We start from the raw sequence: 20,937 nt of genomic DNA, 5'->3' as shown, positions 1-20,937 counted from the left end.
GTTCATGTTACGAGGGAGATTCCCATGACGATCACAGAAGAAGGACTGGGCGGCCTCCGAGTGCTGGTCACCGGCGGCAGCCGCGGCCTGGGCCAGGCCACCGTCCGCCGGTTCGCCGCCGCGGGCGCGACCGTGCTGACGGCGTCCCGGAGCAGGCCGAAGGAGGGGGACGGCGCCACGTTCATTCCGGCGGACCTCTCGACGGAGGAGGGCGCGGCGGAACTGGGCCGCCGCGTCGTCGACCTCGTGGGCGGAGTGGACGTCCTGGTGAACAACGCGGGCGCGGCGAGCGCACCGGCGCCGACGTTGACCCGGTCGGAGGAGTCCTGGCGCGCGGACCTTGAGATGAACCTCCTCAGCGCCGTGCGCCTGGACCGGGCGCTGGTACCGGGGATGGTCGAACGCGGCTCCGGCGTCGTCGTGCACGTCTCCTCGATCGCCAGCCGGCTCCCGCAGCGCACCGAGGCGTCCTACGCCGCCGCCAAGGCGGCGCTCAACGCCTACAGCCGCGAGCTGGCGACCGAGGTCGGCGAGCACGGGGTACGTGTGGTGTGCGTCCTTCCGGGCTTCGTCGTCACCGACGGCGCGGCCGCCCACCTCCAGCACATGGCCGACCAGCGAGGCGTCGGCCCCAACGAGATCGAGCGGCAGATCGTGGACGACCTGAAGGTCCCGATGGGCCGCGCGGGAGACCCCGAGGACGTCGCCGAACTGATCGCGTTCCTCGCCTCCCGGCGCGCGAAGTGGCTCACCGGAGCACAGTTCCGCGTCGACGGCGGCATCATCCCGACCGTCTGAGCACCGCCCGACTCGAAGAACGGGAAACCCGTGATCATCAACCTGAGTTCCGTGGTCATCGACGCCGCCGAACCGGAGCCGGAAGGCGCCTTCTGGCACCGGCTGCTCGGCGGCTCGATCACCCGCACGCCGAGCCACCACTTCGTCCAGGCCCCCGGCCTGCCCGTGCTCGTCATCCAGTCGGCCCCGGGACAGGTCGCCCCGAACTGGCCGGACGGCCTCCAGCAGATGCACCTCGACTTCACCGTCGACGACCTCGCGGCCGCGGACCGCACGGCGCTCGAAGCCGGTGCCACCAGGCTCCGGCCCGCAGACGACGTCCACCCGAACGGCAGCCGGGTCTACGCCAGTCCGGCCGGACACCCCTTCTGCCTGCGATCAGCCTAAGAGGGCGGCACACCGCCCGCCCGACCGAGCTGCTTGACCAGGAACCGCGCGGGGTCGACTACTTCATGGCGGGTCCCGTGGTCGTCGATGTAGTGGTACCGATCGAGGTAGCGGCAGCCGGTCTCCTGGTAACCGAGCCGGAGGTAGAGATCGGCTGCCCGCTGGTTGTCGTCGTCCACACCCAGCCCGATCCGGTCGTGACCGCGTTGGCGGACGAGGGCTTCGGCCGTGCCGATGAGCGCGCGCCCGATGCCCTGGGACCTCAGTTCGGGCGGCCAGACCCCCAGACCGTTGAGCTCGGGACAGTTCGGATAAAGCCGCCTCACCTCGGGAGCGGCGCAGCCGTGCCACAGGATCTGCCCGGTTCCGACGGGAACGGCTTCGGCGCAGGCGATCAGAAACGTGGTGAGCCCGCGCCGCTGCTGCTCGAACCGTGCCGCATGCCTCCTGGTCCGACCGGGCGAGGGAATGCAGGACTCCAGCAGCTCAAGATCTTCCTCCCTGCACTCTCGGATACCGACCATCCACCAAGCCCTCTCCAGAAGCCGACCTGCCAGCCCGCACGAACACCCCCGCCCCCAACCTCCCGAAGCAGGACGTTTCGTCCTACCAGAACGCCGATGACCCCCGCACGCGACTTCGCCCAGGCCGCTACTTCAAGTTCCGGGCCGGACTCTCATTCACACCTCCTTCCCCTGCTGGAAACCACCCCCGCCGAGCGAGGCACCGGCAGGCGCCAGGCTTCGGAACACGCCGAAGATGTCGGCACCGCTGTGCATGCGCACGATGACGCAGCACGGCCGCAGGCCGGCTTCCGCGCGGGTCGACTTCCGCTCGACCGCCCGGATCTCCGGGTTCCCCCCGTTGACGATGAGCGCGGCGAGGTGCTGCTCGATCAGGCGGATTGACGTCCGGCCCGAACTCGGCATTTCCGGCAGGGTCACCGGCACGGGCGGATCCCCAGTGACCGGGACCTCATCGTGCTCATCGCCCGACGACGGACTGGTCCGTACCCATTGCAGTTCGATCTGGGCGCCCGTGGTCAGAGTAATGATGTGCCCGAACCGGGGATCGGTGATCCCCGCGTCGCCGAAGGGCTTCACGCTGGTGATGGCCGGAGAATCGCTCAACACGCCCCCGACCCAAGGAGCCCATCGGGGCAGTCGCATATCCCCTCCTGTCATCACGCCACTCACACGCGCGAGTCACGCTACAGGGTCAAGCGGACACACTCTGTGTTGTATTCGCCCAGGCCTCAGCCGCTGTGGCATGGGTGGGCCCGGGTCATGGCTGGCGCCGATGTCCACGGCGTAACCGCGCACGCCCATGCGCCGGGCGAGCACCGACAGTTGCGGGTGCGGCTCCAGGCCGAGCAGCCGCACGATCTTCCCGGCGCCCTCGCCCACGTCGCCGGTCGGGCCGAGATCGAGCCCGGAGTCCCAGACGAACCGGCCCCGCAGCGCACCGACCGAACGAGCGACCCCGGTCCGCGTCCTGGTGACGATGCTGCCGTCGTGCTCGATGACCGTCGCCCCGCGCTCCACCAGCGCCTTGCCCAGCGCCAGAAGCGCGCGTCCGCTTTCAGCGGCGTCCTGCTGGGACCGCAGGTTCCACAGCGCGTCGGCGGAACCGGCACCCAGAATGATCGCCTTCTCGCCGCCCCCTTCCCGAACGGCGCGAAAAGGGAGGGACGGCAAGTCACTCCCCTCAATCCTCCACCCGGGGAACTCGTCGCGCAGCGTGGCGAGGCGCGCTGCCGGATCCTCGGGTGGCATTGGGTTGGGCGCCTCGCTCATATCCGGGCCTCGTTTCCGGTCAGGCCCGAGAGCAACCGGTGTTCGCGCACCGCCCGGGCCGTCATTGATCGCTCCAGGTCAGCTCGGCCCACATGGTCTGCCCGTCAGCGTCGGCGTCGTGGCCCACCCTGTCGGCCAAGGAGTAGACGATGAGCAGTCCGCGGCCATGGCCGTCCTCGTCCTCGGGAATGCACGGGACCGGATGCCACTGCCTGCCGTCGCCGGAGTCGTGGACGGCGATGCGGGCGCGGCCGGGCGCCACCTTCACGAGCATCGTGACCTCGCCGCCGTCGCCACTGGGCGTGTGCCGCAGGCTGTTGACGACGAGCTCGGCTGCGATGAGCTCGGCGTCCTCACGGCGCGGCGACTTTCTGACCATCGCTCGAACGAAGGCCCGGGCGACCGGCACCATGGAGACGCAGCCGGGGTAGGTCTGGCTCCACTCCACGGATACCTCCTACGGAACGTGCCCATGCCGTCACCCCCAACCTGTGTCCGAGCATTCGCACCCAGCGATCGGAGGCGCCGTGACCCAGCCCGCCTACCAGCGCATAGCCGATGATCTACGGCGCCAGATCATCGACGGCACACGCTCGCGCCGGGCGACCGCGTCCCCTCGCGGGCCCAGCTCCGCGAGCGCTACGAGGTTTCCGATCAGGTCGCCCTCGGCGCCGTCCGGCTGCTCACCACCGAAGGCTTCCTCGAAGCGCGGTCCGGCTCGGGGACGTACGTGCGGCGCAAGCCGGAGCTCAAGCGCCTCGCCCGGTCCTGGTACGGCTCCTCCGGCCGGGACGGGTCGCCGTTCCGCACGGAGATGCAGCGGCGGGGACGCGCCGGCACGTGGCGCGTCGCATCGGAGATGCGGTCCCGCGTCCCCGGCCGTGGCGGAGCGGCTCGACATCACGGCTGGGCGACCCCGTCATGTGCAGCCGCTACACCTTTCTGGCCGACGAGCAACCCGTGATGCTGTCCACGAGCTGGGAGCCGCTCGACCTGACGCACGGCACGCCGGTGATGTTCCCGGAGGAGGGCCCGCACGCCGGCGCCGGAGTGGTCGCGCGGATGCGGGCGATCGGGCAGCACATCGAGTCTGTGCAGGTGGTCGTGACGGCGCGGCCGGTGCTGCGGTCGGAGGCGGAGCCGCTCGGCGAGGCGCTCGGGTCCGTGGTCATGGTGATCCAGCGGACCTACCGCACGGCGGAGCGGGCGGTGGACGGCCGACATCGTGGTGCCCACGGACCGGTACGAGGTGGAGTACGTCCTGCCGGTGGAATGACTCCCGCCCACCGACCGAGGGCCGACGGGTGACGCGCGAGATCAGATGCGGGCGAGCAACTCGGCCTTCTTCGCCTCGAACTCCTCCGCGGTGACGACGCCGGCATCGCGAAGCTTCCCCAGCTTCTCCAGCGCGGCGAACACGTCTTCACGCTGGGTGGTCTGCGGCGATACCGCGGGCTGCTCTGCGGGCGGGGCGGGCGGTCGCCGAACCGGCGCGGGAGGCGGCGCTGCCGGGTGGCTAGGCCCGGACGCCAGGCGCTCGCGGATCGTGTCGGCGATGGTCTTGCCGCCCCGCTTCTGGACATTGATGATCTCCGCCTTGTTGCCGGAGGAGAACACCGTCAGCTTGCCTGACATCGGCCCGGATGACCACTGAACCGAGGAGATCTTGTCGAGCGGGAAATCTTCGGTGGTCTTAGACGTCCAGCCGTCCCTGACGAACAGCAGCCTTCGGTCGGTAAGGACGACCAAGCCCATCCCGTTCCCGTAGCTACCGGAGACCATGTGTCGGACGGTCTCCCCTTCCCAGAGATAGTCGGTCAGCTTCCGGATCTCCCGCTTTGCGCCGATCCTCTGTTCCATGCGGTCGGCGGCTGCCTGGATATCAGGACGTAGCGTTACGTTGGCGGCCATGGTGGACTCCTCACAGGTCCGGAGAAGTGCTCCTGTGACCCACGGTACGGCGGCGTCGTTCACAGGCGTGAGGAGCCCATCGCCTTCCGGCCATCCCGGACGCGCCGCGACCGTGCGCGGCCCCTGGTCTTGATCTTGATCTGCCGGAGATCACAGTGACGCATTCCCCGGAAGACACCGCAGGGCAGCGCCGGTTTCTAGCCCCTGACCAGGGTCGCCAAACACTCCACGTGGTGGGTCATGGGGAAGGCGTCGAAGGCGCGGAAGGTCTCCAGGGTCCAGCCGCGTTCGCTGAAGTAGGCGAGGTCGCGGGCGAGGGTGGCCGGGTCGCAGGAGACGTAGGCGATCTTGCGGCCGGCGAGGCGGGTGATGTGGTCGACGACCTCGCGGCCCGCGCCGGTGCGGGGCGGGTCGAGGACGACCAGGTCGGCCTTGCGGACCCGGGAACCGCCGTGGTGGCCCGTGCCGCGCTTGTTCTGCGTGCGGGAGCCCGAGGACGCGCGGCCGAACTCCAGGTCGGCGATGACCTCCTCGACGGGGCCGCGCTCGATCGAGACGTTCGAGAGGTCGCGCAGGTTGTAGCGGGCGTCGCGGACGGCCTGGCCGTCCGACTCGACGCCGACGACGAGGCCCTCGTCGCCGACGCGGTCGGCGAGGACGCCGGCGAACAGGCCGACGCCGCAGTACAGGTCGAGGGCGATATCGCCGGGCTTCGGTTCGAGGGCGTCCAGGACGGCGTCGGCGAGCAGCTGCGCCGCGCCCGGGTGCACCTGCCAGAAGCCGCTGCCGCTGACCTGGTAGAGCCGCCCGGAGACCTCTTCACGCACGTACGGGAGCCCGGCGCCCGGTTCGGGCTTGCCGCGCACGAGCCGGACCGGCACGTCCAGCCGGGGGACGCGGATCTTGCGGCGGTCGCGGCCGCGCAGCACGACGAGGCGGTCGCCCGTGCTCGCCGAGACCACGCCCTCGACGCCGGACGCGCCCGGCCAGCGCTTGCGCTCGATGCCCATCAGCTCCACGCCGGGGTGGGCGATCAGGCACTCGTCCACGGGCTCGATGTCGTGCGACCGGTGCTTGCGCAGGCCGACGACGCCGGAGGAGACCGAGAACTGGACGCGGGTGCGCCAGCCGAGCCCCGGCGGCGGCACCACCTCGCCGTCGACCGGGTACGGGACCTCCTCGACGACGACCGTGCGGGTGATCCCGGCGAGCCGCTCCAGCTGCTCCTGGACGACCGCGGCCTTCAGCGCCCGCTGGGCCGGCAGGGAGGCGTGCTGCCAGTCGCAGCCGCCGCACCGTCCGGGGCCGGCGAACGGGCAGGGCGCCTGCACGCGGTCGGGCGACGCCTCGATGATCTCCACGGCGTCGGCGCGGAGGAAGTTCTTGGTGCGGTCGGTGACGCGGGCCCTCACCCGTTCGCCGGGCAGGGCGTGCCGGACGAAGACCACGCGCCCCTCGTGCCGGGCGACGCAGAAACCGCCGTTGGCGACGTTGCCGACCTCCAGTTCGAGGACGTCGGGTTCGAGTTCAGTCACGGTCCGAAACACTACCGGCACCGGGGCGTGCCCCGGTCCGCGGCGGGCGCCGGGACGAGCCGGGGCCCGGGGGCTCCTTGCGCCCCTTGAGCCGGTCGGAGGACTGCAGCTGCCACGCGACGCTCGTCACCATCACGCCCGGCTGGAACAGCAGCCGCCCCTTCAGCCGCAGCGCGCTCTGGTTGTGCAGGAGGTGCTCCCACCAGTGGCCGACGACGTACTCGGGGATGAACACGGTGACGACGTCGCGGGGGCTCTTGCGCCGGACGCTCTTGACGTAGGACAGGACCGGGCGCGTGATCTCCCGGTACGGCGAGTCGAGGATCTTCAGCGGGACGGGGATGTCGAGGGCGTCCCACTCCTGCTGGAGGCGCTGCGACTCCTCGGCGTCCACCGCCACCGTCACCGCCTCCAGCGTGGACGGTCGGGTGGCGCGGGCGTAGGCCAGGGCCCGCAGCGTCGGCTTGTGGATCTTGGAGACGAGCACGATGCCGTGGTTGCGGGCGGGCAGCGCGACGTCCTCGCCGGAGGGAACCAGCTCGGCGGCGACCCGGTCGTAGTGCCGCCTGATGCCCTTCATCAGCAGGTAGAGCAGCGGCATCGCGATGCAGACGATGTAGGCGCCGAGCGCGAACTTGGTGATCAGCACGACGACCAGGACGATGCCGGTGAGGGTGGCGCCGAAGGCGTTGATCCCGCGGGAGGTGCGCATCCGGCGGCGCTGCGCCGGGTCCGGCTCGGTGGCCAGGAGCCGGTTCCAGTGCCGGACCATGCCGACCTGGCTGACGGTGAACGACACGAAGACGCCGACGGTGTACAGCGGGATCAGCCGGCTGACGGACGCGTCGTAGGCGTAGATCAGCAGCCCGGCCATGGTGGCCAGGATGATGATGCCGTTGCTGTAGGCGAGGCGGTCGCCGCGGGTGTGGAGCTGGCGCGGCAGGTAGCGGTTCTGCGCGAGCACCGAGCCGAGCACCGGGAACCCGTTGAACGCGGTGTTGGCGGCGAGGAACAGGATCAGCGCGGTCATCGCGGTGACCAGCGCGAACCCGGGGGTGAAGTTGCTGAACACCGTGTGCGCGACCTGCGCGATCACCGGGTCGGCGTCGGTCACGGGCCTGCCGGTGGACGGGTCGATCAGCTGGCTGCCCTGGTCGGGCTCGGCGAACTTGGCGTCGGTGATGTAGGCGAACGCGGTCACGCCGCCGAACAGCGTCATCGCGACGAGCCCGAGCATCAGCAGGGTCGTGGCGGCGTTCTCGCCCTTGGGCTTCTTGAACGCGGGCACGCCGTTGCTGATCGCCTCGACCCCGGTCAGCGCGGCGCAGCCCGAGGAGAAGGCCCTTAGCAGCAGGAACACCAGGGCGAACCCGGCGATGCCCATCTCGTCGCCGCGGACCTCGTAGTGCGCCGTCTCGGCCTGCAGGTGGGTGCCCGAGACCAGCCGGACCAGGCCCCACGCCAGCATGCCGAAGACCGCGAACATGAACAGGTAGGTGGGGATCGCGAAGGCGACCCCGGCCTCCTTGAGGCCGCGCAGGTTCCCGAGGGTGAGCAGCACGACGATGACGATCGCGACGACGACCTCGTGCGGCTGCATGAACTTCAGCAGCGCGCCGAGGTTCTCGACCCCCGACGACACCGACACCGCCACGGTGAGGACGTAGTCGACCAGCAGCGCGCTGGCCACGACGACGCCCCAGTTGCCGCCGAGGTTGGTGGTGGCGACCTCGAAGTCGCCGCCGCCGCTCTGGTAGGCCCGGACGTTCTGCCGGTAGGAGGCGACCACGGTCAGCAGGATGATCACGACGGCCGCGGCGATCCACGGGGTGTAGTGGTACATCACGAGACCGCCCGCGCCGAGCGCGAGCAGGATCTCCTGCGGAGCGTAGGCGACCGACGACAGCGCGTCGCTCGCGAAAACGGGCAGCGCGATGCGCTTCTTCAGCAGCTGCTCGCTCTGCTGGGCGCTGCTGAGCGCGCGGCCGAGGAGGAGCCGCTTCGCGAGGTCGGGAACCTTTGACACGCAACGAGACTCTAGCCCCTGCGGACCGCTGCGCAGCGCCCGGCCGCCACCCGATCCGCGGGCGCCTCGCCGCCCCGGCGGATAGCTGGTTGAGTAGTACTCGCCTGGGCGGATGTGTAGGTTTGCAGCCCGCAGGGATCATTCACAGGAAACGGTCCTCGGGTGCGGCGCGGTGTCGGCGGCGAATGCCGTGCCCGGCGCGGGGGGTAGAGGGGGAGCGTCCCCCTATGGAAGAGGGAACGGCCGTGCATATCGTGATCATGGGATGCGGGCGGGTCGGCTCGACGCTCGCCCACATCCTGGAGGACAAGGGTCACTCGGTGGCCATCATCGACCAGAGCCCGGAGGCGTTCCGCCGGCTGCGCAGCGGGTTCCGGGGCCGCCGCATCACCGGGTTCGGGTTCGACCGGGAGGTCATCGCCGAGGCGGGCATCGAGCGCGCGTCGGCGTTCGTGGCCGTCAGCAGCGGCGACAACTCCAACATCATCTCCGCGCGCGTCGCGCGCGAGACGTTCGGGGTCGACAACGTGGTGGCCCGGATCTACGACCCGCGCCGGGCGGAGGTCTACCAGCGCCTCGGCATCCCCACGGTCGCGACCGTGCGGTGGACGGCCGACCAGATCCTGCGCCGCCTGCTCCCCGAGGGCGCCGAGCCGCTGTGGCGCGACCCGACGGGCGCGGTCGTCCTCGCCGAGCTGGACTCCGGCCACCTGTGGGTGGGAGAGAAGGTCGGCGAGCTGGAGGAGCACGCGGGGACCCGGGTGGCGTTCCTGTCCCGGATGGGCGAGGCGCTCGTCCCCGAGCGGGACACGGTGATCCAGGACGGCGACATCGTGCACATCATGGCGGGGGCCGACGACCTGGAGCGGGTCAACGCCGCGGTCGCGGCGCGGAACGGGGAGGACGCGTGATGCGGGTCGCGATCGCCGGGGCCGGCGCGGTGGGCCGGTCCATCGCCCAGGAGCTGCTGGAGAACGGGCACGAGGTTCTCCTGATCGACAAGAACCCCAAGGCCATCAAGGTGGAGATGGTGCCGCGCGCGGAGTGGCTGCTGGCCGACGCGTGCGAGATCGCCGCGCTGGACGACGCGGCGCTGGAGCGCTGCCAGGTGGTGGTCGCCTCCTCCGGCGACGACAAGGTCAACCTGGTGGTGTCGCTGCTGGCCAAGACCGAGTACGGGGTTCCGCGCGTGGTGGCGCGGATCAACCACCCGAACAACGAGTGGCTGTTCAACGAGTCGTGGGGCGTGGACGTGGCGGTCTCCACGCCGCGGCTGCTGTCGGCGCTGGTGGAGGAGGCCGTCAGCGTCGGCGACCTCGTCCGGCTGATGACGTTCCGGCAGGGCGAGGCCAACCTGGTGGAGCTGACGCTGCCCGAGGACGCGCCCCTCGGCGGCGAGCGCGTCGGATCGGTGGCCTGGCCGCGCGACACCGCCCTGGTGGCGATCCTGCGCGAGGGCCGGGTCCTGGTCCCCACCGCCGACGACACCCTGGAGCCGGGCGACGAGCTGATGTTCGTGGCCAGCCAGGACGTCGAAGACGAACTCGCCGCACTCCTCGGCGGACGGTAGGGCTACGCGGGTTCTTCGTTATTGGCCGGGGCCCCGGGGGTGATGGGGGTGCGGCCGCGGGCGAGGAGCCAGGCCATGGCGGCCAGCGCGGCGACCTGGAGCGGCCAGCCCATCGCGATCTTGGCGGTGCCGAGCAGGCCGCTCTGGTCGCCGTCCGCGAGGTAGATCGGGTACTGGACGGCGACGCGCACGATGCAGGGCAGCACGAGCAGCCAGGTGAGCCGGGAGCACAGCCGGACGATCCCGGGGTCGGCCCGCCAGGCGGTCGGGTCGCCGGTGACCGAGCCGATGATGAAGCCGACGACCGGCCAGCGCACCGCGATCGAGAAGATCATCGCGGCGGCGTAGCCGGCGTTCAGCATGATGCCGGGCAGGAAGGCGTTCTCGGCCTTGCCCGAGCGCAGCGCGAAGAACGCCGCGATGGCGATGCCGAACAGGCTGTTCAGGACGAACTGCGGGCTGGAGCGCTGTGCGAGCCGGACCAGAAGGAGCAGCACCGCGGCGCCGACCCCGGCGCCGACGGCGAGCTTGACGTCCTTCGCGGCGACGTAGGTCGCGGTGAAGGCGATCGTCGGCACCGCCGCCTCGACCATGCCGCGCACGCCGCCGAGCGCCTTGTTGAGCTGGGCGCGGACGGCCGCCTCGACGGTGTCGTGCGCGGCGGTCTCCCGCGCGGTGCCCGTTTCCGTTTCGCTCACGTCGCTCTCCCGGCGGCTCGCCGCGGCCTCACGCGCCGCCGCGCAACTCGTATCGCGGATTGAACATGACCTTGCGCCCGTCCTGCTCGCTCACCAGTCCCTCGGCGCGCAGCCGGCGCCCCGGGTCGATCCCGGCGATCTTGCGGCGGCCGAGCCAGACCAGGTTGATCACGTCGGTGCCGTCGTAGAGCTCGGCCTCCAGGGCGGGGGCGCCGCCCCGCGGACGGAGCGTCACCGTACGTAGCGTACCCGCCACGCAGTGCCGCTTGCGCGCGGCGCAGTCGGTGATCGGCGTCGCGCCCTCGTCGCCGGTGGTCTTCTGCAGCTCCTCGGCCTCGAGCTCGGCCTTGGTGGACGCCATGCGCCGCAGGAAGCGCCGAAGCCCGCCCTTGCCGCGCTCGCGCCCGCCGGGCCCCGCCCCGGGCGGAGTGCTGGCCGAAACCTCGTCCATACCTCGAAGCGTATGGCATCCCCGGACGAAGCGGACCCCTTGCGCCGCCGCCGAAATCCACGCCGGCTCATTGTGGAATGAAGCGTTCCGTTCTGCTACTATCGGAACAGAGCATTCCGCTCCGTGAAGGAAGGACGGACCATGACCGCCACCCTCGAAATCCCGGCCCCCGCGGCCGGGACGACGCGCCCCGGCGACGGCGCGGCGCCCGCCCCGCGCCGCTGGCTCGGCCTGTCGGCGATCCTGGCCGCCACGCTGCTGAACCTGCTCGACTCCACCGTGGTGAACGTGGCCGCGCCCGCGATCCGCGCGGACCTCGGGGGCTCGTTCTCCGCGCTGCAGTGGACGGCCGCCGGCTACACGCTCGCCCTCGCGGTGGCGCTGCTGACCGGCGGTCGGCTCGGCGACATGTTCGGGCGGCGGCCCGTCCTGCTGGCGGGCGCGGCCGCGTTCACGGTGATGTCGGCGGCCTGCGCGTTCGCCTGGTCGCCGGAGAGCCTGATCGCCGCCCGGGTCGCGCAGGGCCTGTGCGCCGCGGTGATGATCCCGCAGGGCTTCGGGCTGATCCGCGACCTGTTCGGCACCGACACCGGCAAGGCGTTCGCCCTGTTCGGGCCGGTGATCGGCCTGGCCACGATCCTCGGCCCGGTGGTGGCCGGCCTGCTGATCGACGCCGACCTGTTCGGCACCGGCTGGCGCGCGATCTTCCTGGTGAACGTGCCGGTCGGCGTCTACGCGCTGGTCGTGGGCGCCCGGGCGCTGCCCGCGCCGGTGTCGGCCGACCGCTCGGGCGGCCTGGACGCGGGCGGCATGCTGCTCGGCGGCCTCGGGATGAGCATGCTGGTCCACCCGCTCGTCCAGGGCCGCGAGCTGGGCTGGCCCGCCTGGTCGCTCGCGCTGCTCGCCGGCTCGGTCCCGGTCCTCGCCCTGTTCGTCCTGCACCAGCTGCGCCGCACCCGCCGGGGGCGGACCCCGCTGCTCCGGCTGAGCGTGTTCGCCAACCGGGCCTTCGGCTCCGGCGTCCTGTTCGTCGTCGTCTTCTTCGGCGCGATCGCCGGGTTCTCCCTCGCCACCGGCCTGTTCCTCCAGCTCGGCCTCGGCTACACGCCGCTGGCCGCGAGCCTGGCGATGTCGTCCTGGGCGGTCGGGGCGTTCGCCGGGTCGGCGTTCAGCGGCATGACGATGGCCAGGCTGGGCCGCAGGATCCTGCACCTCGGCCTGGTGCTCATGGTCGCCGGGCTGGCCGCGCTCTACGCGGTGTTCGAGGCCGCCGGGACGGGCGTCGGCGGCTGGCACCTGGCCGCGCCGCTGCTGCTGTTCGGCGCCGGCATGGGCATGATCTTCGTCCCCCTGTTCGACGTGATCGTGGCGGGCATCGCCGACCACGAGGTGGGCTCGGGCTCGGCCGCGCTGGAGTCGGTCCAGCAGCTCGGCGCGTCGCTCGGCGTCGCGGTGCTCGGCACGGTCTTCTTCGGGGCGGTCGGCGCGCCGGTGGCCGGGCGGTTCGCCGCGCCGGCCGCGCTGGAGGCCGCGAAGCAGGTCACCGCCCTGACCGCCGGGCTCACCGTCGCCGCGTTCCTGGTCGCCTTCCTCCTCCCCCGCCGCGCCCGCGCGCACTGACCCCCTCCTCCGCCGAACTCGCCGTCCGCGAAGGGCGGCGAGTTCGGCGTCGGCGGGGCAGGGCTCAGGCCGCGGCGAAGCGCACGGCGGCGACCGCGATGACCAGCGCCGCCACCGCCCAGTAGGCGCCGGAGGCGAGGGCGACCGCCCGGACGCGGCGGGCCTCGGGCAGGCCGGTGAAGGTGAGCAGCCAGGCCAGCAGCGGCAGGACGAGGATCGCGTGCATGGTCACGAAGTGCGCGGGCTTCAGCGCGGCGACCACGTGGTAGGCGGCCTGCTGGTCGCCGGAGCGCACCGTGGCGACCCCGCGGGCGATCATCGCCGCACCGGAGGCCAGCGCGAGCATCAGCGCGGCGAAGCCGGACCGGACGGCCAGCCGCATGCTCGGCGCGGTCCCCGCGTCGCGGCGGAAGGCGGCGACCGCGAGCGCGACCAGCGCGACGATCAGGATCCCGCCGCCCGCCGCGAGCATCCGGGTGACGACCGTGTCGAACGCTGTCTCCTCGTTGAAGTGGGACGGCGCCCTGCGCCACGCCTGCAGGGTGATGAGGGAGACCTCCGCGACGCAGTCGGCGGCGAACACGCCGAGGATCGCGGTCCGCGCGCGGTCGCCCAGCCGGACGAACCCGCTGACCCACGCGATCGTGATGAGCGTCAGGCCGAACGAGAGCCCGAACGTGACGGGCTTGCGCCAGGAGACCGGTCCCGTCCAGGGCCCGCCGTCCACGGCGAACACCACCAGGTGCAGCAGGCCCGAGGCGATGAGCGCGGCGCCGACGGCGTAGGCGGCGCGCTCGACCCGGCGGCCGCCCGTCCAGGACGCCCCCAGGCCCCGGACGGCGGCCGCCGCCGGAAACCTGCCGCGCGAAGTCTCCACCGATCCCGCCATGACCGCTCCTCCAAAAATGAGTGAGTGCTCACCCAGTATGGGCGAGCACCCACGCGAAGACAAGCCGTGCGGTCAGCGGAGGGCGGCCTCCACGGCGGGGACGCCGATCGCGCGGCGGGTGGCCGCCCACGTCGTGGCGCCGGTCAGCGCGGCGGCGAGCGCGACGACCGCGAGGTAGGTCCACACGTCCCCGGCCGGGACGGCGGAGTCGCGGCGGGCCAGCCCGAAGGGCACGATCGTGAACACCGAGGCGACCGTTCCGCAGGCCGCGCCGGTGACCGTCAGCACCGCCGACTCCAGCGCCACCGAGGCGAGCACCTGGCGCGGGGTCGCGCCGGCGAGCCGCGTCTGCCCGAACTCGCGGCGCCGGTGCGCGGTCGCCGCCACCAGCGTGTTGACCAGCATGATCGCCGTGAACAGCACCACCATGCCGATGACGACGAAGTTGAGCGTCTCGATGCTCTTCTGCTCGGCCGTCTTGGCCAGCCCGGCGGCCTCCATCGCCGCGTTCTCGGTGGCCTGGAGGTAGAGCGTCCCGACGGCGGTGCCGACGAACAGGATGACCGGGGTGACCGCGGACGCCAGCGCGCCCGTCCGGCGGCGCATGGTGGCGGCCGCCAGCTCGCCGGCCGCGCCGAACGCGCGCAGCGGCCGGGCCAGCAGGGACGTCGCCCGCCGCATGATCGCCGGAGCCAGCAGCGCCAGCCCGATCGCGGCGAGGATATCGGCCTGCCCGGACGTCGCCATCACGTCGCTGCCCTTGCCGTCCATCAGCGTGACCGTGATGACCGCCTCGTCCAGCGCCAGCAGCAGGAACAGGACCGCGAAGACGATGCGCTTCCTGCTCAGCCTCCCGGTGTCCACCGCCGCGGACCGCATCGAGTCGGCGACGCCGGCGCGGGTGGCGCGCCGGGCGGTGATCAGCGCGGCGGCGGTCGCGGAGACCGTCGTGATGCCGATCCCCATCGACAGCGCGACCGGGCCGAAGCTGTGGCCGATCTCCGCGGGCACCTGGCCGGTGTCGTGCAGCAGGCCGAGCACGCCCCGGCCGGCCAGCATCCCGGGGACGATCGCGAGCAGCGCCGCGGCCACCGCCAGCACGGCCGCCTCACCGACGATCATCCGGGAGAGCTGCGCCGGGGTCGCGCCGACGCTCTTGAGCAGCGCGATCTCCGACGCCCGCTGCCGCACCGACAGGGTCAGCGTGGAGGTGACCGCGAACACCACGAGCAGCAGCCCCCAGCCGCCGACGACGTTCGCCATGACGACCAGCGTGCTCCGGGCCTCCCCGGTCGCGCCGCCCGACGCGGCGGTGTCCAGCATCGAGGCGAACGCCATGATGATCGTCGAGCCGAGGAACAGGGCGAGGAAGCTCGCCGTGAACGCGCCCGCGCGCCTGCGCAGGGAACCGATCGCCAGTGCGAACATGTCACGCCCCCGCCGTCATGCGCTGGCGCTCGACCTCGTCGGCCAGGTGCGTCATCCGCTCCGCGACGGACTCGGCGGTCGGCGCGGGCTGGTGGCCGACGATCCGCCCGTCGGCCAGGTACAGCACGGCGTCGGCGAAGGACGCGGCGACCGGGTCGTGGGTCACCATCACCACCGTCTGCCCGAACGCGGCCACCGACTCTCGCAGCAGGCCGAGCACGTCGCGGGCGCTGCGGGTGTCGAGCGCGCCGGTCGGCTCGTCGGCGAACAGCACCCGCGGGCGGGCCAGCAGCGCCCGCGCGATCGCCACCCGCTGCTGCTGCCCGCCGGACAGCTCCGCGGGCAGGTGCCCGAGCCGCTCGCCGAGGCCCACCCGCTCGAGGACGGCCCGCGCCCGGTCCTTGTCGACCTTGCGGCCGGCGAGCTTCAGCGGCAGCACCGTGTTCTGCACGACCGACAGCGTCGGCAGCAGGTTGAACTGCTGGAAGACGAAACCGATCCGCTCCCGCCGGAACTTCGTCAGCTCCGCCTCCCCGTCGCCCGTCAGCTCCGCGCCGTCGACGAAGACGCGGCCCCCGGTCGGACGGTCCAGGCCCGCGGCGCACTGGAGCAGCGTGCTCTTGCCGGACCCGGACGGGCCCATGACCGCGGTGAACGACCCGGTCGGCAGCGACAGCGACACCCCGTCCAGCGCGACGACCCGGTTGCCCTCGGGGCCGTACACCCGGCGCACGTTCTCCAGCCGGAGCGCCTCACCCGGGGCCTGGCGCCCCGGTTCCGGTCCCCTGCGTCCGAACATCGTCCTCACCTCCGCCCGGGCGCCCCCTCGCGGAGCGCCTCCGGACACGAAACTACGGACGCGCGGGGCCGGCGAGGATGGGTCCAGCACTCCGATCGGGGTAGGCAAAACCCCACCATCGCCCGGCCCCGGTCTCGCCCGCGGCGTGCCGTGACGGTTAGAGTCGCCCGTGGTGCGCCGGGAAGTCTGGTCGGCAGGTCCCGTCATCCGCATGCCGTCCGGGAGGTTCCGTGCAGGCCACCGCCGCGATCGTCATCTTCGTCTGCGCGTACGTGCTGATCGCGTCGGAGAAGGTGCACCGGACGGCGGTGGCGCTCGGCGGCGCGGGCCTGATGCTCCTGCTGCACATCACCGACGCCCGGGGCGCGTTCTTCTCCTCCGAGTCCGGGATCGACTGGAACGTCATCTTCCTGCTGCTCGGCATGATGGTCATCGTCTCGGTGCTGCGCCGGACGGGCGTGTTCGAGTACGTGGCGATCTGGGCCGCCAAGCGCGCGCGGGGACGCCCCTACCGGCTCATGGTGATGCTGGTCGTGCTCACGGCGGGGGCGTCGGCGCTGCTCGACAACGTCACCACCGTCCTGCTGGTCGCGCCCGTGACGTTCCTCGTCTGCGAGCGACTCGCCCTCGCGCCCGAGCCGTACCTCATCGCCGAGGTCATGGCGTCCAACATCGGCGGCACCGCGACCCTCGTCGGCGACCCGCCCAACATCATCATCGCCAGCCGGGGCGGCCTGTCGTTCAACGACTTCCTGGTCCACCTGGCCCCGCTGGTCGTGGTGCTGATGATCGTGTTCTGCGTGCTGTGCCGGTGGCTGTTCCGCTCGGCGTTCCGCTACGACCCGGAGCTCGCCGCCGAGGTCATGGAGCTGGAGGAGCGGGAGGCCATCACCGACCGCCGCCTGCTCGCGCAGGGGCTCGCCGTCCTCGCCGTCGTGATCGCGGCGTTCGTGCTGCACCCCGTCCTGCACTACGAGCCGTCCGTGGTGGCGCTGCTCGGCGCCGGTCTGCTCGTCGCCGCGACCAAGGTGACGACCGAGGAGGCGCTCAGCGAGGTCGAGTGGCCCACGCTGGTGTTCTTCGCCGGCCTGTTCGTGATGGTCGGCGGCCTCGTCGAGACCGGCGTCATCGGCGAGATCTCCCGGGCGGCGGCGGACGCCACCGACGGCCGCCTCGGCGTGGCCGCGATGCTGCTGCTGTGGGCGTCCGCCGGGCTGTCGGCGATCGTGGACAACATCCCCTACGTGGCGACGATGAGCCCGATCGTCTCCGACCTCGTCCAGCAGCACCCCGGCACGGACGGGCACGTGCTGTGGTGGGCCCTCGCCCTCGGCGCCGACCTCGGCGGGAACGCCACCGCCGTCGGGGCCAGCGCCAACGTGGTCGTCCTCGGCATCGCCGCCCGCAACGGCACGCCCATCAGCTTCTGGCGCTTCACCCGCTACGGCATCGTCGTCACCCTCGTGACGGTCGCCCTGGCCACCCCGTACCTCTGGCTCCGCTACCTGTGACGGTCCACCGCCCCGTCCGGGAGGATGGGGGGATGGACGAGGTGCCTGAGGACTGGGAACGCGCGCTCGCGATCGTGGCGCACCCCGACGACCTGGAGTACGGGACGTCGGCGGCGGTCGCCAAGTGGACGGGGCAGGGCAAGACCGTGACGGAGGTGCTGGCCACCCGCGGGGAGGCCGGGATCGACTCGATGGACCCCGCCGAGGTGCGGCGGATCCGCAGCGCCGAGCAGGTCGAGGCGGCGCGGATCGTCGGCGTCCGCGAGGTCGAGTTCCTCGACCTGCCGGACGGCACGCTGGAGTACGGGCTGCCGCTGCGGCGGACGCTCGCCGCGGCGATCCGGCGGCACCGGCCCGAGGTGGTGCTGTCCATCAACTTCCGCGAGACCTTCCCCGGCGGCGGCTTCAACATGGCCGACCACCGGGCCCTCGGCCTCGCGGTCGCGGACGCGGTCCGGGACGCGGCCAACCGGTGGGTGTTCCGCGACCTCGGCCTCGAACCGTGGCGGGGCGTCCGGTTCGCGCTGTTCGGCGGGTCGCCGCAGCCCACCCACTACGTGAACGTCACCGGCCATCTGCGGGCCGGCATCGACTCGCTGCTCGCCCACCGCGTGTACTTCGCCGAACTCGGCGCCGGGTTCGACGCGGAGGCGTTCCTCACCGGCGCGGCCGAGGCGGGCGGGAAGCAGGCGGGCGTCGAGCACGCGATGACGTTCGAGATGATCGAGAGTTAGCGGCGGGCGTTGGGCCGCTTGCCCTTGTTGTGCTTGCTCCGCTTGCGGGCCCGGCGTTTGCGCGTCTTCTTCGACATGCACTGATTGACCGCCCGGAGGCCGGTGCAGGGCAAGCGATGGGCCGGGCGCAGACGCCGCGAACCCGCCCGGCCGCACGTCCGAAAAGCGTGCGGCCGGACGGGTCCGGTGTGCGTGCGGTCAGCGGACCTCGGTGATCTCGGGGCCGCGCTCGAAGGGGTCGAAGGTCTCCACGGCCCCGTCCTCGCCGTCCTCGCCGGCCTCGCTGAACTCCTGCGGGATCTGCAGTTCCAGCAGCTCGCGGGGCGGCATCGGGGCGTCGCCGCGGTGCACCACCACGCCGCGCAGCACGTCCTCCAGGACCTGCCACTGCTCCTCGTCCTCGATCGCGGCGCCCTGCACCACGGCCTGCAGGAACCAGCGGGGGCCGTCCACGCCGAGGAAACGGATGATCTGCGGCGCCCAGCCCTGCTCGACGAACTCCGCCGGGATCTGCTCGCGGACCTCCGGCGGCATCTCGGCGAGGACCTCCTCGGTCAGCGCCGCCGGGACCATCGCCAGCAGTTCGGAGCCGAACGGGCCCTCGCCCTCCTGGGTCTGGCCCTGCGCCTCCTCCTGGATGTCCTTGGCGGTCTCGCGGCGCACGTCGTCCCAGATGCCGCTGCGCTTCGGCGCGGCGAACACCTGGAGCTGCATGGCGCTCTCCTCGTACTGCACCAGCACGGCGACGGGGCGCCCGTCCAGCGGGTTGCCCTCCTCGTCGACCTGGGTCGCCTCGAAGTTCACCTGGAAGCCCAGCCCCGGCGCCACCGGCACCTGGAGGGCCCCGAAGTCGAGCCGCTGCAGCTCGGGGAAGGAGTCCTCGGAATCCCACGGGCCGCCCGCCGCCGATTCCGCCTTGGCCGACCCCGCCTCGGCGGGAGCCTCCTCGGCGGTCTCCGCCGGCTCCTCGGTCACCTCGGGACCCTCAGCGGGCTCCTCGGCCTGCCGGCGACGTCCAAAAGCCACGACTCACGCTCCTTCTCTACTGTGCTCGTTGTCCCCGGATCGCGGGGCAGGGCCGAATCCGCCGGTGGAGCCGAACCCGCCGGTTCCGCGCGCCGATCCGGGAAGCTCGGTGACCTCGTGGAACACCGCGTGCTCGACCCGCTGGACGACCATCTGCGCGATGCGGTCTCCGCGCCGCAGTCTCACCGTGGCGCGGGGGTCGGTGTTCAGCAGGGTCACCTTGATCTCACCCCGATAGCCGGCGTCGACCGTACCGGGTGCGTTGACGATGGTCACCCCCAACTTAGCGCCCAATCCGGACCGGGGGTGAATGAAAGCCGCGTAGCCGTCCGGCAGGGCGATCGCCATCCCGGTGGGGACGACGGCGCGCTCCCCCGGCGGCAGTTCCACGTCGGCGGCCGCGACCAGATCGGCGCCCGCGTCGCCCGCGTGGGCGTACTGGGGCAGGGGCAGCTCCGGATCCAGCCGCCGGACCAGCACATCGACCTTGCTCACGGGCTCCACCTCACGCGCCTACCTGCCGGAGAACCACACGACCCTATCCAGGGCGCCGGGGACGGCCGCCGCTGAAACGCCGCTGCCGCGCGAGTCCGGCAGTTGACCCTACCCGGTCCCGGGCGTGACCACTTCCGGAAGGTTTGACCCTGAAGCGAAGTATCACGCGTAGCGTCGCAATTCTTACCCGCGGCGTTTCTGTGGGGCGCGTCCCCCGGGAAGGGGGCGGCATGGGAAAACCGGGAGAGGGCACACGGGAGCAGGGCGCGGGGGGCCGGAGCGTCACCCACCGCTCGCTGGACGGGGTGCGGGTCCGGCTCGCCGGCGACCACGACCTGCGGCGGCCGTGCACGTCGGTGGCGCGGATCGCCGACGGCGGGCGGCTCCACGAGATCTCCAGCGGCACCCGCGAGGACGCGCTGGCCTGGGCCGCCGACATCGGGGTCGACCGCTTCGAGCAGGAGTTCCGCGTCCAGGGCGGCCGGCTGCGGGTCGGCGGGACGGCGACCCGCGACGCCGAGACGGGCCTCAGCGACCCCGTTCTCGCGGCCGTGTGGGAGGGGCGCCGCCACGCGGTGTTCACGCACCTCTACCACGGGCGCCCCGCGGACGCGGTCGCCTTCTTCGGCACCCTGCGCCTGACCGAGCACGAGGACGGGGTCACCGCCGTCCCGCGCGGCCGGGCCAGGCGCCCCGAGCCCGCCGAGATGGTCAAGGAGGTGCCGGGGATCGGCCTGCTGGAGATCACCGCGCTGACCACGGTGACGCGCAGGCGGCTCCCGCCGTGGCGCGGCGCCCCGGTCGCGGGCGGCGAGCTGTTCCGCGACACCGTGGAGGGCCAGGGCCCCTACTTCCTGCTGGCGCTGGCGTCGCTGCTGGTGACCGTGCTGCCCGAGGAGGACCGGGTCCGCGACGTCCCGCGCCGGCTCGCGGGGCTGGCGGTCGAGGCGGTCCGGTGACCGGACTCCTCGCCGGGATCGCCGCCGTCACCGTCCCGCTCGTCCTGCTGGCGTCGCTGGCCGGGCAGGTCAGGCGCCCGGCGGCGCTGGCCGCCGCGGTGCGGGCGCACCGGGTGCTGCCGCCCGCCCTCGCCGGGGCGGCCGCGGCTGCCGTGATCGCCGCGGAGGCGCTGATGGGCGTCGCCGGGGCGGCGGGGCCGCTGCTCCGGCTCGACGGCCCGGATCGTAGCCATGTCGTTCCTTAGGAAGACAATTGTGAGCCAGGAGTTGTGTCTGCGAATTGTCTTCCTCCTAACACCGCTTT

At 72.3% G+C, this 20,937-nt stretch carries 25 protein-coding genes and 1 pseudogene; 11 read left to right on the top strand and 15 right to left on the bottom strand.

What is annotated here, in order from left to right:
- Positions 1–24 precede the first annotated feature (24 nt).
- Positions 25–798, top strand: coding sequence for an oxidoreductase (locus tag ABD944_RS36380; RefSeq protein ID WP_345184842.1), 774 nt, complete (start codon positions 25–27; stop codon positions 796–798).
- A 30-nt stretch (positions 799–828) separates the two neighbouring features.
- Positions 829–1,185: a VOC family protein gene (locus ABD944_RS36375; RefSeq protein WP_345184839.1), complete on the top strand. Its 357-nt coding sequence runs from the start codon at positions 829–831 to the stop codon at positions 1,183–1,185.
- Here ABD944_RS36375 and ABD944_RS36370 read toward each other — a convergent pair.
- The 4 genes from ABD944_RS36370 to ABD944_RS36355 all read right to left on the bottom strand — a co-directional run bounded on the left by ABD944_RS36370 (position 1,182) and on the right by ABD944_RS36355 (position 3,429).
- Entirely contained in the window at positions 1,182–1,709 is a 528-nt protein-coding gene (locus ABD944_RS36370; RefSeq protein WP_345184837.1) for a GNAT family N-acetyltransferase, read from the bottom strand. The two genes, ABD944_RS36375 and ABD944_RS36370, sit on opposite strands and share 4 nt — an antisense overlap.
- 156 nt (positions 1,710–1,865) lie before the next feature.
- Positions 1,866–2,318 (bottom strand): hypothetical protein, encoded by a 453-nt coding sequence (locus ABD944_RS36365; protein ID WP_345184835.1) that lies wholly within the window; start codon positions 2,316–2,318, stop codon positions 1,866–1,868.
- A gap of 72 nt (positions 2,319–2,390) precedes the next feature.
- Entirely contained in the window at positions 2,391–2,981 is a 591-nt protein-coding gene (locus ABD944_RS36360; protein WP_345184833.1) for a hypothetical protein, read from the bottom strand.
- Positions 2,982–3,042: 61 nt separating this feature from the next.
- Positions 3,043–3,429, bottom strand: a complete 387-nt coding sequence (locus ABD944_RS36355) for an ATP-binding protein (RefSeq protein ID WP_345184832.1) — start codon at positions 3,427–3,429, stop codon at positions 3,043–3,045.
- A 198-nt stretch (positions 3,430–3,627) separates the two neighbouring features.
- On the opposite strand from ABD944_RS36355, the pseudogene ABD944_RS36350 reads away from it, so the two are divergent.
- Positions 3,628–3,945 (top strand): annotated as a pseudogene (locus ABD944_RS36350) (hypothetical protein); the annotation flags it as partial.
- Entirely contained in the window at positions 3,903–4,289 is a 387-nt protein-coding gene (locus ABD944_RS36345; RefSeq protein WP_345184830.1) for a UTRA domain-containing protein, read from the top strand. The pseudogene ABD944_RS36350 and the gene ABD944_RS36345, both read left to right, overlap by 43 nt.
- Before the next feature lie 9 nt (positions 4,290–4,298).
- On the opposite strand, the gene ABD944_RS36340 is transcribed toward ABD944_RS36345, so the two are convergent.
- The 3 genes from ABD944_RS36340 to ABD944_RS36330 all read right to left on the bottom strand — a co-directional run bounded on the left by ABD944_RS36340 (position 4,299) and on the right by ABD944_RS36330 (position 8,453).
- Positions 4,299–4,892, bottom strand: coding sequence for a PH domain-containing protein (locus tag ABD944_RS36340; protein WP_345184829.1), 594 nt, complete (start codon positions 4,890–4,892; stop codon positions 4,299–4,301).
- Positions 4,893–5,089: 197 nt separating this feature from the next.
- Positions 5,090–6,427: a class I SAM-dependent RNA methyltransferase gene (locus ABD944_RS36335; protein WP_345184826.1), complete on the bottom strand. Its 1,338-nt coding sequence runs from the start codon at positions 6,425–6,427 to the stop codon at positions 5,090–5,092.
- Complete coding sequence (locus ABD944_RS36330; RefSeq protein WP_345184824.1) at positions 6,420–8,453, bottom strand: APC family permease; 2,034 nt, start codon at positions 8,451–8,453, stop codon at positions 6,420–6,422. The genes ABD944_RS36335 and ABD944_RS36330 overlap by 8 nt, the downstream gene beginning before the upstream one ends.
- A 245-nt stretch (positions 8,454–8,698) precedes the next feature.
- Between ABD944_RS36330 and ABD944_RS36325 the strand changes: the two genes are divergently transcribed.
- Both ABD944_RS36325 and ABD944_RS36320 read left to right on the top strand, forming a co-directional pair.
- Positions 8,699–9,364 carry a potassium channel family protein gene (locus ABD944_RS36325; protein WP_179836369.1) on the top strand — a complete coding sequence of 222 codons (666 nt, stop codon included), beginning with the start codon at positions 8,699–8,701 and terminating at the stop codon, positions 9,362–9,364.
- The gene (locus ABD944_RS36320) at positions 9,364–10,023 is read left to right on the top strand and encodes a potassium channel family protein (protein ID WP_345184821.1); all 660 of its coding nucleotides are present in this window, start codon (positions 9,364–9,366) and stop codon (positions 10,021–10,023) included. The genes ABD944_RS36325 and ABD944_RS36320 overlap by 1 nt, the downstream gene beginning before the upstream one ends.
- A gap of 2 nt (positions 10,024–10,025) precedes the next feature.
- Here the strand turns inward: ABD944_RS36320 and ABD944_RS36315 are convergent, their stop codons facing one another.
- Together ABD944_RS36315 and ABD944_RS36310 are read right to left on the bottom strand one after the other, a co-directional pair.
- Complete coding sequence (locus ABD944_RS36315; protein WP_345184819.1) at positions 10,026–10,721, bottom strand: DUF3159 domain-containing protein; 696 nt, start codon at positions 10,719–10,721, stop codon at positions 10,026–10,028.
- Between the two features lie 28 nt (positions 10,722–10,749).
- Entirely contained in the window at positions 10,750–11,172 is a 423-nt protein-coding gene (locus ABD944_RS36310; protein ID WP_378188924.1) for an OB-fold nucleic acid binding domain-containing protein, read from the bottom strand.
- Between the two features lie 141 nt (positions 11,173–11,313).
- Between ABD944_RS36310 and ABD944_RS36305 the strand changes: the two genes are divergently transcribed.
- Complete coding sequence (locus ABD944_RS36305) at positions 11,314–12,792, top strand: MFS transporter (protein WP_345184816.1); 1,479 nt, start codon at positions 11,314–11,316, stop codon at positions 12,790–12,792.
- Between the two features lie 64 nt (positions 12,793–12,856).
- Here the strand turns inward: ABD944_RS36305 and ABD944_RS36300 are convergent, their stop codons facing one another.
- The 3 genes from ABD944_RS36300 to ABD944_RS36290 all read right to left on the bottom strand — a co-directional run bounded on the left by ABD944_RS36300 (position 12,857) and on the right by ABD944_RS36290 (position 15,908).
- Entirely contained in the window at positions 12,857–13,681 is an 825-nt protein-coding gene (locus tag ABD944_RS36300; RefSeq protein WP_345184814.1) for a hypothetical protein, read from the bottom strand.
- Between the two features lie 72 nt (positions 13,682–13,753).
- On the bottom strand, positions 13,754–15,109 hold the full coding sequence (locus ABD944_RS36295; RefSeq protein WP_345184812.1) for an FtsX-like permease family protein: 1,356 nt from the start codon (positions 15,107–15,109) through the stop codon (positions 13,754–13,756).
- 1 nt (position 15,110) lies between these two features.
- Positions 15,111–15,908, bottom strand: coding sequence for an ABC transporter ATP-binding protein (locus ABD944_RS36290; RefSeq protein WP_345184808.1), 798 nt, complete (start codon positions 15,906–15,908; stop codon positions 15,111–15,113).
- A gap of 230 nt (positions 15,909–16,138) precedes the next feature.
- Here ABD944_RS36290 and ABD944_RS36285 point away from each other — a divergent pair, with 230 nt between their 5' ends.
- Both ABD944_RS36285 and ABD944_RS36280 read left to right on the top strand, forming a co-directional pair.
- A complete protein-coding gene (locus ABD944_RS36285; RefSeq protein WP_345184806.1) occupies positions 16,139–17,419 on the top strand; it encodes an ArsB/NhaD family transporter in 1,281 nt (426 codons plus the stop codon).
- Between the two features lie 74 nt (positions 17,420–17,493).
- Positions 17,494–18,153, top strand: a complete 660-nt coding sequence (locus tag ABD944_RS36280; RefSeq protein WP_378189033.1) for a PIG-L deacetylase family protein — start codon at positions 17,494–17,496, stop codon at positions 18,151–18,153.
- Here ABD944_RS36280 and ABD944_RS42640 read toward each other — a convergent pair.
- From ABD944_RS42640 to dut, 3 genes are all read right to left on the bottom strand, one after another.
- Positions 18,150–18,230 carry a 50S ribosomal protein bL37 gene (locus ABD944_RS42640; protein ID WP_486303772.1) on the bottom strand — a complete coding sequence of 27 codons (81 nt, stop codon included), beginning with the start codon at positions 18,228–18,230 and terminating at the stop codon, positions 18,150–18,152. The two genes, ABD944_RS36280 and ABD944_RS42640, sit on opposite strands and share 4 nt — an antisense overlap.
- A 121-nt stretch (positions 18,231–18,351) precedes the next feature.
- On the bottom strand, positions 18,352–19,179 hold the full coding sequence (locus ABD944_RS36275; protein WP_345184801.1) for a DUF3710 domain-containing protein: 828 nt from the start codon (positions 19,177–19,179) through the stop codon (positions 18,352–18,354).
- 3 nt (positions 19,180–19,182) lie between these two features.
- The gene (gene dut / locus ABD944_RS36270; RefSeq protein ID WP_378188920.1) at positions 19,183–19,674 is read right to left on the bottom strand and encodes a dUTP diphosphatase; all 492 of its coding nucleotides are present in this window, start codon (positions 19,672–19,674) and stop codon (positions 19,183–19,185) included.
- Positions 19,675–19,904: 230 nt separating this feature from the next.
- On the opposite strand from dut, the gene ABD944_RS36265 reads away from it, so the two are divergent.
- Positions 19,905–20,633, top strand: a complete 729-nt coding sequence (locus ABD944_RS36265; RefSeq protein ID WP_345184796.1) for a hypothetical protein — start codon at positions 19,905–19,907, stop codon at positions 20,631–20,633.
- The gene (locus ABD944_RS36260) at positions 20,630–20,878 is read left to right on the top strand and encodes a hypothetical protein (protein WP_345184794.1); all 249 of its coding nucleotides are present in this window, start codon (positions 20,630–20,632) and stop codon (positions 20,876–20,878) included. Before ABD944_RS36265 ends, ABD944_RS36260 begins: the two co-directional genes overlap by 4 nt.
- Positions 20,879–20,937: the final 59 nt, after the last annotated feature.

Origin of the sequence: Actinomadura verrucosospora, from assembly GCF_039540335.1 — a bacterium.
In the GTDB taxonomy this organism is placed as follows: domain Bacteria; phylum Actinomycetota; class Actinomycetes; order Streptosporangiales; family Streptosporangiaceae; genus Spirillospora; species Spirillospora verrucosospora.
This window is presented reverse-complemented; position numbering and strand designations above follow the sequence as displayed.